This window comes from Gemmobacter sp., assembly GCF_016792925.1.
Taxonomy (GTDB): domain Bacteria; phylum Pseudomonadota; class Alphaproteobacteria; order Rhodobacterales; family Rhodobacteraceae; genus Gemmobacter.
In genome coordinates, this window is sequence record NZ_JAEULU010000157.1 from 1 (window position 1) to 12,043 (window position 12,043).

The 12,043-nt window shown below is 64.9% G+C and carries 12 protein-coding genes, 1 tRNA gene and 1 pseudogene; 6 read left to right on the top strand and 8 right to left on the bottom strand.

Annotated elements, in window-relative coordinates; genetic code table 11:
* Nucleotides 1–214: 214 nt before the first annotated feature.
* The 8 genes from JNN06_RS07605 to JNN06_RS07640 all read right to left on the bottom strand — a co-directional run bounded on the left by JNN06_RS07605 (nucleotide 215) and on the right by JNN06_RS07640 (nucleotide 6,001).
* On the bottom strand, nucleotides 215–1,294 hold the full coding sequence (locus JNN06_RS07605) for a 2'-deoxycytidine 5'-triphosphate deaminase (protein WP_291238991.1): 1,080 nt from the start codon (nucleotides 1,292–1,294) through the stop codon (nucleotides 215–217).
* 61 nt (nucleotides 1,295–1,355) lie between these two features.
* Nucleotides 1,356–1,433, bottom strand: a tRNA-Pro gene (locus JNN06_RS07610).
* A gap of 63 nt (nucleotides 1,434–1,496) precedes the next feature.
* Nucleotides 1,497–2,492, bottom strand: a complete 996-nt coding sequence (locus JNN06_RS07615; RefSeq protein WP_291238992.1) for a MerR family transcriptional regulator — start codon at nucleotides 2,490–2,492, stop codon at nucleotides 1,497–1,499.
* Nucleotides 2,493–2,500: 8 nt separating this feature from the next.
* Complete coding sequence (gene ihfA / locus JNN06_RS07620; RefSeq protein ID WP_291238993.1) at nucleotides 2,501–2,803, bottom strand: integration host factor subunit alpha; 303 nt, start codon at nucleotides 2,801–2,803, stop codon at nucleotides 2,501–2,503.
* A 138-nt stretch (nucleotides 2,804–2,941) separates the two neighbouring features.
* Complete coding sequence (locus JNN06_RS07625) at nucleotides 2,942–3,913, bottom strand: beta-ketoacyl-ACP synthase III (protein WP_291238994.1); 972 nt, start codon at nucleotides 3,911–3,913, stop codon at nucleotides 2,942–2,944.
* Complete coding sequence (gene plsX, locus JNN06_RS07630; protein ID WP_291238995.1) at nucleotides 3,910–5,010, bottom strand: phosphate acyltransferase PlsX; 1,101 nt, start codon at nucleotides 5,008–5,010, stop codon at nucleotides 3,910–3,912. Before plsX ends, JNN06_RS07625 begins: the two co-directional genes overlap by 4 nt.
* Before the next feature lie 25 nt (nucleotides 5,011–5,035).
* Nucleotides 5,036–5,242, bottom strand: a complete 207-nt coding sequence (rpmF, locus tag JNN06_RS07635; RefSeq protein ID WP_291238996.1) for a 50S ribosomal protein L32 — start codon at nucleotides 5,240–5,242, stop codon at nucleotides 5,036–5,038.
* Between the two features lie 174 nt (nucleotides 5,243–5,416).
* Nucleotides 5,417–6,001: a YceD family protein gene (locus JNN06_RS07640; RefSeq protein ID WP_291238997.1), complete on the bottom strand. Its 585-nt coding sequence runs from the start codon at nucleotides 5,999–6,001 to the stop codon at nucleotides 5,417–5,419.
* A 188-nt stretch (nucleotides 6,002–6,189) separates the two neighbouring features.
* Between JNN06_RS07640 and JNN06_RS07645 the strand changes: the two genes are divergently transcribed.
* The 6 genes and pseudogenes from JNN06_RS07645 to JNN06_RS07670 all read left to right on the top strand — a co-directional run.
* Nucleotides 6,190–6,657, top strand: coding sequence for an outer membrane protein assembly factor BamE (locus JNN06_RS07645; RefSeq protein WP_291238998.1), 468 nt, complete (start codon nucleotides 6,190–6,192; stop codon nucleotides 6,655–6,657).
* Nucleotides 6,658–6,679: 22 nt separating this feature from the next.
* Complete coding sequence (locus JNN06_RS07650) at nucleotides 6,680–7,396, top strand: GNAT family N-acetyltransferase (protein WP_291238999.1); 717 nt, start codon at nucleotides 6,680–6,682, stop codon at nucleotides 7,394–7,396.
* A gap of 31 nt (nucleotides 7,397–7,427) precedes the next feature.
* Nucleotides 7,428–9,230: an ABC-F family ATP-binding cassette domain-containing protein gene (locus tag JNN06_RS07655; protein WP_291239000.1), complete on the top strand. Its 1,803-nt coding sequence runs from the start codon at nucleotides 7,428–7,430 to the stop codon at nucleotides 9,228–9,230.
* Nucleotides 9,231–9,234: 4 nt separating this feature from the next.
* Complete coding sequence (cysS, locus tag JNN06_RS07660; protein WP_291239001.1) at nucleotides 9,235–10,674, top strand: cysteine--tRNA ligase; 1,440 nt, start codon at nucleotides 9,235–9,237, stop codon at nucleotides 10,672–10,674.
* Nucleotides 10,674–11,717 (top strand): aminotransferase class V-fold PLP-dependent enzyme, encoded by a 1,044-nt coding sequence (locus JNN06_RS07665; RefSeq protein WP_291239002.1) that lies wholly within the window; start codon nucleotides 10,674–10,676, stop codon nucleotides 11,715–11,717. The genes cysS and JNN06_RS07665 overlap by 1 nt, the downstream gene beginning before the upstream one ends.
* 10 nt (nucleotides 11,718–11,727) lie before the next feature.
* Nucleotides 11,728–12,043 (top strand): annotated as a pseudogene (locus JNN06_RS07670) (Fe-S cluster assembly protein SufB); the annotation flags it as partial.

Genomic DNA, 12,043 nt, shown 5'->3' on the forward strand with positions numbered 1-12,043 from the left:
TCGGTTGTTGTGTACTAAACCCCGTCGGGCAAAGGGTATTTTTTTGATTAATATTTTTGTCAAACCCAACCTACTTTCAAAACCCACCCTTTTCATTTGACATGTGGGCTAAATTCGCGGGGGGGGGGGGGGGGGGCCCCCCGCTGCTTGATCTGGTGCGGGGGCTGGCTCCCGCCGTTTGATCTCGTGCGTGGGCTGGCCCCCGCTGTTCCGCTCAGCTGCGGAAATGCTTGGCCAGCTTCAACCCCTGACCCTGATAATTCGACGCAATCCCCGCGCCATAAAGGGTTTCAGGCCGCGCGCTCATCCGCTCATAGACCAGCCGCCCGACCACCTGCCCATGCTCCAGCACGAAAGGCGCCTCGTGGCAGCGCACCTCCAGCACCCCGCGCGAGCCCGCGCCTCCGGCGGCGGAATGCCCAAAGCCGGGATCAAAGAACCCGGCATAATGCACGCGAAACTCGCCCACCATCGCCAGATAAGGCGCCATCTCGGCGGCGTAATCGGGGGGGATCGTCACCGCCTCGCGGCTGACCAGAATGTAAAAGGCACCGGGGTCCAGGATGATGCGCCCCTCGCGCGAACGCACCTCCTCCCAAAACTCCGCCGCCGGATAATGGCCGATCTTCGCCAGATCAATCACCCCGGTATGCGGCTTGGCGCGATAGCCCAGCAGATCGCCGGTTTCGGGGCGCAGATCGACCGAGAAGCCCAGGCCTTCCGAGATCACCGCCGCGCCATCCACCAGCGGCTCTTGTGCATGCAGCGTGGCCAGATCGGCATCACTCAGCACGGCCTGACCCCGGCGAAAGCGGATCTGGTTCAACCGCTGCCCGGCCCGCGCCAGAACCGAAAAGCTGCGCGGGCAGACCTCGGCATAAAGCGGCCCGGCATAGCCCTCGGCGATCCGGTCAAACTCCACGCCGCCATCGGTGATGGTGCGGGTCAGCAGGTCCAGCCGCCCGGTGGAGCTTTTGGCATTGGCCACCGCCGTGATGCCACGGGGCAGCGCCAGATGCTCCATCAGGGGAATCACATAGACGCAGCCCTTTTCCAGCACCGCGCCTTCGGTCAGGTCGATTCGATGCATCTCGAATTCGGCAATGCGCGCCGCCACGCTGCGGCCATGGCCCGCGAGAAACGAGGCGCGCACCCGATAAGCCACGGTGCCCAGACGCAAATCAAGGCTGGCAGGTTGGATCTGATCGGGCAGGATGGCCGGGCTGCCGGCAATCACGCCGGTCTCGATCAATGCGCGCAGCTCTTGCGCGGGCAGCACTCCGATCGCGGTCATCTGCGGGCCTCCAAGCCTATGAAAAGACCCGCCCTGTTCCCAGAGGCGGGTCTTTTTTCAGTGGTCGGGCCGGTGAGATTCGAACTCACGACCTTCCGCCCCCCAGACGGACGCGCTAACCAGGCTGCGCCACGGCCCGACACTGCGCGGATACATAACGATATTTTCGGCAGCGGCAAGCGCCAAAACGCATGGTCGTGAATTATCCGCGCCGAGATTGGGCGGCATCGCGCAAACGCGCGTGCAGCGCCCGCGCGCGGGCCAGAACAGGTGCAAGATCGGGGCGGGCCTGGCCGTCCAACGCGGCGTGCAGGGCACGCAGGCGAGGGGGCAACCAGGGCAGGTCCGGGCCGCTCGGGTTTGATGTGGGTGCCGGTGGGGCCTGAATCGTCTCAGCGGCTTCGTGCGCGGGCGATTCGTCCGGTTGGGCCTGCGGCGGATCATCGGCTTCGCTCAGGACCGTCTGCGCCAGCGGGAGGTCAGGCGGGGACGCCTGGGCCAAGGGCGCCTCCGCCTCGGGCTGCGGCAGGTCTGCCGCCGGGGCCGAATCTTCCGGCGCGATGGCGTCGAACAGTGACCATTGCAGAGGGGCAGGGCTGGGCAGGGTAGGTTCCTCTTCGGATGCCGGATCGGCAGCGGACAAGCTGTCGGGGTCCGCCACCAGCGAGGCGGCGCCGACATGCAGCTCCGGCGCAGGGGGCAGGGCCTCCGCCAGCAACTCCGGCGCGGCTGTCGGGGTGGCGGCGGCTTCCGGGCTGTCCCATGGCAGATCGCCATCCCCGGCCCGAACCGCCGGCTCTGGCGCGGCGGTGCCAAAGCGCCAATCGGTGAGGGCGACGATATTCGACCCGTCCTCGGCCTCGTCTGGCGTTGGCTCGGCCATGCCGTCAAAGGCCTCGTCCTCGGGCACGGAGGCCGGGGGAAAATTGGGGTCCGACAGGGCTATGACATGCCGGACGCCTTGATCGCGCAGGATTTTCTGCACGCCCCGTATGGTCATGCCATCCTGATGCAGCAGCTGGCGGATGCCCGCAAGCAGGGCAACATCGGCGGGGCGGTAATAGCGCCGCCCGCCCGCGCGCTTCACCGGCTTGATCTGCGGAAACCGGCTTTCCCAGAATCGCAGCACATGCGCCGGCGTCTCCAGAAAGTCAGCGACCTCGCTGATGGTCCTGAAGGCGTCGGGCGATTTATCCATGGCGCCGCTCAGCGCTTCTGGCCGGTGGCGACCCGCTCTTTCATCAAATGCGAGGGGCGGAAGGTCAGCACGCGACGCGGGCTGATCGGCACCTCATCGCCGGTTTTGGGATTGCGGCCCACACGCGCCGATTTGTCCCGCACCGAGAAGGTGCCAAAGGAGGAAATCTTCACCGTCTCACCGGCCGCCAGCGCATCCGAGACATGTTGCAGGACGGCTTCCACCAGATCGGCGGATTCGTTGCGCGACAGGCCGACCTCGCGGAACACCGCTTCGCTCAGGTCCATGCGCGTCAGGGTCTTTTCACTCATCATTCCCCCCCGGGTTTTTCCGTAGATTGGGGGGTTTAGGTTTTCGAGTCAATATCAACCACTTGCAGCGCGTTGTTCAGGCAGGTCGCAGGATCAATCCGCTGGCTTTTGCACGGATTATCGACAGCGCCGAAACACTTACCAGCGCAGAACGACCGAGCCCCAGGCCAGACCGCCGCCAATCGCCTCGGTCACGATCAGGTCTCCGGGCTTGATCTGGCCGCGCTGCACCCCGACCGAGAGCGCGAGCGGGATCGAGGCCGCAGAGGTATTGCCATGGTCCTGCACGGTCACCACCACGCGATCCATCGGCAATTGCATGCGTTTGGCAGTGCCCTCGATGATGCGGATATTGGCCTGATGCGGCACGATCCAGGCCACATCCTCGGCGGTCAGCCCCGCCTTTTCCAGCGCGGCATGGGCCGTTTCTGCCAGTTTTTCAACGGCATGGCGGAAGACCTCCTTGCCCTGCATCCGCAGGTGGCCGGTCTGGCCGGTCGACACGCCGCCATCGACATGCAGGATGTCCTTGTGGCGGCCATCCGAGTTCAGATCGGTCGCCAGAATGCCGCGATCGCTATTGCTGCCGCTGCCATCCTGCGCCTCCAGAAGCAGCGCGCCCGCGCCATCGCCGAACAGCACGCTGGTGGTGCGGTCTTGCCAATCCATCAGCCGCGAGAAGGTCTCGGCGCCGATCACCAGCACGCGTTTGGCCTGACCCGAGACGATCAGCGCATTGGCATTGGCCAAAGCGAACACAAACCCGGCGCAGACGGCCTGCACATCGAAGGCAAAGCCGCGCGTCATGCCCAGACGGGCCTGAATCATCGTGGCGGCAGAAGGGAAGGTGAAATCGGCGGTCGAGGTAGCGACGATCAGCGCATCCACATCATCCGCCGTCATGCCGGCATGGGCGAGGGCCGCCTGCGCCGCCCGGGTGCCCAGATCGGAGGTGGTCTGACCCTCCGCCGCGAAATGGCGCCGCTCGATCCCGGAGCGGGTGCGAATCCACTCGTCAGAGGTGTCGATGGTCGCCTCAAACTCGCTGTTGGGAACCACGCGTTCGGGCAGGTAATGGCCCACACCCTTCACGACGGCGCGTATTGTCATTCTTTTTCACCGCTTTTGCCTGTGATGCCATCCTGCCCCGCCGCCTCGGCGGATGCAAGCCGGGCAGCCAGCCGGTCATTGAAGCCTGATCTGGCCAGTTGAGCCGCGAGGCGAATGGCCGAGGCAATGCCGGTGGCATCGGCAGAGCCGTGGCTTTTCACCACCGTGCCGTTCAGCCCGAGGAAGACCCCGCCATTCACCTGACGCGGATCGACGCGGCTGGCCATGGCGCGCAGGGCGCCGCGCATCATCAACCCGGCCAGCTTGCTCAGGGCGCTGCCCATGAAGGCGCCGCGCAGCAGGTCCAGCACCAGTTTGGCGGTGCCTTCGCCGGTTTTCAGCGCGATATTGCCGGTGAACCCGTCGGTGACGATCACGTCAACCCGGTTGGAGGGAATATCGCCGCCTTCCACAAAACCGACAAATTCAAACCCGGCGGCCTCCTGGGCCACCGTCATGCGGTCATGCGCCACTTTCAGCTCGGCCCGGCCCTTGTGTTCTTCGGTGCCGACATTCAGCAGGCCGACGCGCGGGCGGCTGAGGTTCAGACCATTGCGGGCATAGGCCGCGCCCATGGTGGCATATTGCAGCAGATCCTCGGCCTCGGCGCGGATATCGGCGCCGACATCCAGCATGACATTGAAGCCACCGGGATTGCGCGAGGGCCAGAGGCAGGCGATGGCGGGGCGGTTCACGCCCGCGATCTTGCGCAGGCGGATCATCGAAACCGCCATCAGCGCGCCGGTATTGCCGCAGCTGACCGCCACGGCGGCCTCGCCATTGCGCACGGAATCAATACAGCCCCACATGGAGGTGCCGTCGCCATGGCGCATGACCTGGCTGGGCTTGTCACTCATGGTGACAATGCGCGGTGCATGCGAAAGCGTGATGCGCGGGCCCAGATCGGGATGCGCCGCCAGCAAGGGCTTCAACACCGCTTCGTCACCGTGGAGGATAAACTCCAGCCCCGGATCATCCTGTGCAGAGACGACAAGACCGGCAACAACCGCTGCCGGTCCACGATCCCCGCCCATGGCGTCCAGTGATATGACGGTGCGCGGCGCGCGCTCTTGCGGAAAACCTGTTCCGGTCGACATGCGTGCAGCAGGCAGGGGAAGCGGCTTACGCCGCGTCCTCGTCCACGTCGACCTCTTTGGTCATCGCGACGACTTCACGCGAATCATAGTGGCCGCAGGCGCCGCAAACGTGGTGCGGGCGCTTCAGCTCGCCACAATTCGAGCATTCAGCCGGGTTACCGGCAACAAGAGCGTCATGCGAACGACGCATGTTGCGACGCGAACGGGTGACTCGGTTCTGCGGGACAGCCATGTCTCGACCTCGGGTTAGTGAGGGGCAAGCCCCTGATTTCCTTGGTGAAACTCAGATTGCCGCGGCTGCGGACAAACCCGGATTTCACAGTGTTTGCGAGGCGCGGAACATAGCCGTTTTCCGGCCGGGTGCAAGTGTTTTGTTGCCCCTGCCGCAGCGTGGCGGTTCCTGCGCTTACTCGGCGTCCTTCTGCCCGGATTTCAGCCGCTCCGCAAGGGAAGCCAGGCCAGAAAACGGCCGCAAATCCTCATCGCGCAGCGGCGCCACACCTTCGGCGGCGAAAACCGCCTCGCCAAGCGCCGCGCCGTGCGCGCGCGGATAGGCGGGCAAGGCCAGCGCGAGGGCCTCCAGCGCGACGGCGCCGGGGTCGATCACCTCGGGCAGCGGCTCGTCACGCTCGTCTTCGGGCATTTCCACCTCGTCGCCCTCGGGCACCGGCATATCGGCAAGATAATGCCGCTCCACCGCCTCGCGGATGCGCGTCACCACCGGGGCGAGCGTGACCGAGCAGGGCTGCTCGACCTCCGCTTCCAGATCGGCGACCAGATCCCAGTCATTGCGGCCGCGCGGGCGCACTTCGCCGGCAAAACGCAGCCGCGCGACGGCGGTAATGCCGAGAATCGCCGCCGCCGCCGCGCGCTGTTCGGCATCGGCCTCGATGCGGAAACGGGTCGGCTTGCGGGTGGCCAGCCCCGCCACGCGCAGCGGCTGGCCCAGTTGCAGGCGCTCCGGGGTGCTGTCATTGCGGCTTGTGGTCATGCTTCCCTCCGGGTGGTGGCGCGCCGAGACGCGTTCCTTCCTTGAACACAGGCCCGACCTTGCTGTAAGCCGGAACCTGAACCGACCGGAGCCGCTGGCCCCGGATGGCGTGATATGAAAACCGGGATAGGGGGCCGCCGCCTGCTTGGCAAGGCGCCGCTTGTCATCCGGCAGGGACGGGAGTGATCATGCAGGCACGTTTTGTGCGGTTGGGACGGCGCGTGGCGCCTTGGCTCGCCGGTGGCATCCTGTCGCTCTCGCTCATGGCCTGTGCCCCGATCTATCGCAATCACGGCTATATCCCCGAACAGCTGGAGCTGGACGCAATCCAGATCGGCGCCTCGCGCGAAGAGGTCGCCACGGCGATCGGGCGCCCCTCGGCCTCGGGCCTGCTGAATGATGTGGGCTGGTTCTATGTGCAAAGCCGGTGGGAGCATAAGGGCGGGCGCACGCCGAAAGAGATCGACCGCCAGGTGGTCGCCATCAGCTTCTCCGAGGCGGGCACCGTCACCAATATCGAGCGGTTCGGGCTGGAACGGGGCCGCGTCGTCGCCCTTTCGCGCCGGGTGACCGAGACCAATATCAAGGGCATGGGCTTCCTGCGCCAGCTCTTCGGCTCGATTGGCCGGTTGCGCGCCGATCAATTGGTGGATTGATCCCGAAAGGCGGGGGCCAAACGTGGACCGGCTCAGCACAGGTCGCCTGACCGCCCGCCTTGCCGAAACCGCCGAGGATGTCGGGCGGGCGCAGGCCTTGCGGCACCTGTGTTTTCACGGGCGGCCCGGTCGTGATGCCGATGCGTTCGACAGCCGCTGCGATCATGTCTTGCTGGAATCGCAGGGGCAGCTTCTGGGCTGCTACCGCGTGCTGGGCCTCGACGCCGGCGGGGCAGGGCACAGCTATTCCGGCCAGCGCTATGATCTTGCGGGCCTGACGGCCAGGCGCGCGCCCATGCTGGAGTTGGGCCGGTTCTGCCTGGCACCGGGGCAACCCGATCCCGATTTGATGCGCCTCGCCTGGGCGATGCTGGCGCGGCTGGTGGATCGGGCCGGGGCGGCGCTGCTGTTCGGCTGCACCTCTTTCCCCGGCGCAGACCCCGCCCGCCATGCCGCCGCGCTGTCGCTGCTGGCCGCGCATCCCGCCCCGCCCGCACTGGCGCCGGGGCGGCGCTCGCCCGACATCCTGCCGCTGCAAGATCTGCCGCCCGCCGATCCAAGGCAGGCGCGCGGCCAGTTGCCCGCGCTGCTGCGCAGCTATCTGGCGCTTGGCGGCTGGGTCTCCGACCATGCGGTGATCGACCGGCAGATGGACACGCTGCATGTGTTCACCGCGGTCGAGATCGCCGCCATCCCGCCAGCCCGCGCCCGCGCGCTGCGGCTGCTGGCGGGCGATTGACGCGCGGGCGCGGGCAGGCTACGCCCGCCGCATGGCACGCGCACCCCTTCTCCAGCTTTCCTCCATCTCGCTGACTTTCGGCGGCAATCCCTTGTTCGACGGGCTCGACCTGACCGTGCAACCCGGTGACCGGGTGGCCTTGGTGGGGCGCAATGGCTCGGGCAAATCGACCCTGATGAAGATCATGGCCGGTCTGATCGAGGCCGATAGCGGCACCCGCGTGGTGCCGCCGGGCACGACCGTGGGGTATATGGAGCAAGACCCCGATCTTTCCGCCTACGAGACCCTGGGCGATTACGCCGCCTCGGGCCTGCCGGAGGACGAATCCTACAAGGTGGCCGTGGTGGCGGAGGGGCTGAAATTCAACCCCGAGACCCCGGTGGCTTCGGCCTCGGGCGGCGAGCGTCGCCGGGCCGCGCTGGCCAAACTGATGGCCGAGGCGCCAGAGCTGATGCTGCTGGACGAGCCGACCAACCATCTGGATATTCAGGCGATTCAATGGCTTGAGGCCGAATTGTCGCAAAGCCGCACTGCCTTTGTCCTGATCAGCCACGACCGCGCCTTCCTCAAGGCGCTGACCCGCGCCACCCTTTGGGTGGATCGCAGCGAGGTGCGCCGCCGCGAATCCGGGTTCGACGGCTTCGAGGAATGGCGCGAACAGGTCTGGGCCGAGGAGGACGAGGCCCGCCACAAGCTGGATCGCAAGATCAAGCATGAGGCCAAATGGGCGGTGGAGGGCATCAGCGCCCGCCGCAAACGGAACATGGGCCGGGTGCGGGCGCTGCAAGACCTGCGCGAGCAACGCTCATCGATGATCCGCCGCCAGGGCACTGCTGCGATGGAACTGGAAAGCGGCCAGGTCTCGGGCAAGAAGGTGATCGAGGCGGTCGGAATTTGCAAAGCCTATGGTGCAAAAAGCATAGTGCAGAATTTTGACTTTCGGGTGCTGCGCGGCGACCGGGTGGCCTTTGTCGGCCCTAATGGCATCGGCAAGACCACGCTGCTGAAAATGCTGGTCGGGCAAGAGCCGCCCGATAGCGGCACGGTGACCCTGGGCACCAACCTGCAAATCGCAGTGTTCGACCAGACCCGCGCCCAGCTGGACCCCGAGGCGACGCTGTGGGAAAACCTGACCGGCGATCCGCTGATGGCGGTTTCGGGCGCCTCGGATCAGGTGATGGTGCGCGGCACGCCGAAACATGTCGTGGCCTATCTCAAGGATTTCCTGTTCTCGGAAGGGCAGGCCCGCGCGCCGGTCAAATCCTTGTCGGGCGGCGAAAAAGCCCGGCTTTTGCTGGCCCGCTTGATGGCGCAGGATTCCAACCTGCTGATCCTTGACGAGCCGACCAACGATCTGGACGTGGAAACGCTGGACCTGCTGCAAGACCTGTTGGGCGATTATGATGGCACGGTGCTGCTGGTCAGCCATGACCGCGATTTCATCGACCGGGTTGCCACCACCACCATCGCGCTGGAAGGCGACGGGGTGGCGACCGTCTATGCGGGTGGCTGGAGCGACTATCTGGCGCAACGCGGCGCGCTGGCCGAGGCGGCGCCAGTGAAGGTTGCGGCCAAGCAGGCTGCCCCCGCCGTCGCCGCGCCGAAAAAAGCCGAGGGCCTGTCTTTCACCGAAAAGAAACGGCTCGATACGCTTCCCGAGGTGATTGCAAAGTTTGAACATGAAATTGCAAAGCTGGCCGAGTTGCTGGCCGATGCCGATCTGTTCAGCAAAGACCCGGTGAAATTCCGCAAAGCGACCGAGATGATGGCCCAGCGTCAGGCGGCGCTGGCCGAGGCCGAGGAAGAATGGCTGACCCTGGCCGAAAAGGCCTGAGCCGATGGAGGCGCGCATGATCAAACTGTGGAACACCCGCACCCGCCGCGAGGAAGTGTTGCAACCGCTGCAACCCGGCCGCGTCCGCATGTATGTCTGTGGGCCTACCGTTTACGACCGTGCCCATATCGGCAATGCCCGGCCTGTGGTGGTGTTCGACACGTTGTTCCGCCTGTTGCGTCACGTCTATGGCGCTGAAAACGTGACCTATGTTCGCAACTTCACCGATGTGGACGACAAGATCAACGCCCGCGCCGCCGCGACGGGCCGCGCGATTCGCGACATCACCGATGAGACGATCGGCTGGTATCACGCCGATATGGATGCGCTCGGAGCCATGCGCCCCACGCATGAACCCCGCGCCACCGATTACATCGGCCCGATGATCTCGATGATCGAGGCGCTGATCGCACGCGGCCATGCCTATGCGGTGGATGGCCATGTGCTGTTCGAGGTGCGCAGCTTTCCCGGCTATGGCGGGCTGTCCGGGCGCTCGGTCGATGACATGATCGCAGGCGCCCGGGTCGAGGTCGCGCCCTACAAGCGCGACCCGATGGATTTCGTGTTGTGGAAACCCTCGTCCGACGATCTGCCCGGCTGGCCTTCGCCTTGGGGTTGGGGGCGGCCCGGCTGGCACATCGAATGCTCCGCCATGAGCCGGGAGTTGCTGGGCGAGACCTTTGATATTCATGGCGGCGGGATCGACCTGCAATTCCCGCATCATGAGAATGAGATCGCGCAAAGCTGCTGTGCAAACCCTTCGGGGCAGTTTGCAAATATCTGGCTGCACAATGAGATGCTTCAGGTTGAGGGTAAGAAGATGTCCAAATCCTTGGGCAATTTCTTCACCGTGCGCGACTTGCTGGAGCAAGGATATCCCGGCGAGGTGATCCGGTTTGTATATTTGCAAACCCACTATGCAAAGCCGATGGATTGGACCGCAGAGAAAGCTGCACAGGCCGAGGCCACTTTGCGGAAATGGCGGGCGATGTTTCGTGACGTTAAGCCAGGTAAGCCCCATGTAAGAGTTGTATCGGCTCTTTCGGCGAATCTTAATACGTCCTTGGCGCTTGTGGAGTTGCGTGGGCTGGCAACTAGATATGATATGTTAAGGCAAGGGTTTGTCGATAACTTGGAAGAGTACTCTGGTTCTAGTATTCAGCAAGTCAGAGCTGTTGCCTCAGATTTTTTGGCTTCTGCACAGTTGTTAGGCCTTCTGCTACCCGAACTTGGCGGCTGGGATCAGGCATCGGTCGATCTGGCGCCCTTTGCAACGGCCTTGGCCGAGGCCCGTGCCAAGGCCATGGAAAGCAAGGATTTTTCATCGGTTGATGCCTTGAAATCCGCGTTGACCGCTGCGGGCGCCGAGGTGCGCATGTCGAAATCCGGTGTCGAGGTCTTGCCCGGCGCCGGATTTGACGCCAGCAAATTGCCCGTCCTGTGATGCGCCCGCGCATCTATCTGGACTGGAACGCCACCACTCCGCTGCGCCCCGAAGCGCGGGCGGCGATGATCGCGGCCATGGATCTGGTGGGCAACCCGTCTTCGGTCCATGCCGAGGGGCGTGCCGCGAAGTCGCTGATGGAAAAGGCGCGCAACCAGATTGCAGCGGCGCTTGGCGCCGATGGCACCGACATTGTGTTCACCTCGGGCGCGACCGAGGCCGCCGCGCTTGCCTGCGCGGGGCGGGGGCTGCGTTGCGGCGATGTGGAACATGAAGCCGTCAGCGCCTGGTGTGTCGCGGATCTGCCCGTCAATGCGGCGGGCCAGGTTGCAGGGGGCGAGCCGGGCAGCATGGCGGTGCAATTTGCAAATTCGGAAACCGGCATTGTGCAAACCCTGCCCGAAGGCCTCGCGGTCAGTGATCTGACCCAGGCCTTTGGCAAGCTGCCACTGGCCTTCAACTGGCTGGGATGCGACATGGGGCTGACCTCGGCGCATAAGCTGGGTGGGCCCAAGGGCATCGGCGCGCTGATCCTGCGGCGCGGCCTTGATCTGGCTGCACAGCTGAAGGGCGGCGGTCAGGAAATGGGGCGCCGGGCCGGAACGGAAAACCTGATTGGCATTGCCGGCTTTGCCGCCGCAGCCGAGGCCGCGGCGCGCGATCTGGCGGATGGCGTCTGGGAGCGCGTGGCCGAGATTAGAAATATTCTAGAGTCAGCATTGTCAGCCGCAGCAAATGAGACTATTTCGGTCGGGAAAGATGGCGCGCGGCTGCCGAACACCCTGTGCCTCGTGACGCCCGGCTGGAAGGGCGAGACGCAGGTGATGCAGATGGATCTGGCGGGCTTTGCCGTTTCGGCGGGCTCGGCCTGTTCCAGCGGCAAGGTGAAGGCCAGCCGGGTGTTGCGCGCCATGGGCTTTGACGACACGGCGGCTGCCTCTGCCCTGCGCGTGTCGATCGGGCCCCGGACGACGGAAGACGAGGTATTGCGGTTCGCCGATGCCTGGATCGCACAATATCGCAAGGCCCGCGCGCGGGTCTGAGGAGGGACGCATGGCGCTGGAAGCCGAAGACCAGATCGAACTGCGCGTGGGCGTGGACCGGGAAACCATCGAGACCGTGCAGGCCATGGCCGGCAAATACAAGCACGGCTGGGAAACCGAGATCGAAACCGAATATGCGCCGAAGGGCTTGAACGAGGGGATCGTTCGCCTGATCAGCGAGAAAAACGGCGAGCCGCAATGGATGCTCGACTGGCGTCTGGCCGCCTTCAAGCGCTGGCAGCAGATGGAAGAACCCCGCTGGGCGATGCTCAACTATCCCGAGATCGACTATCAGGACCAGTATTACTACGCCAAACCCAAAAGCA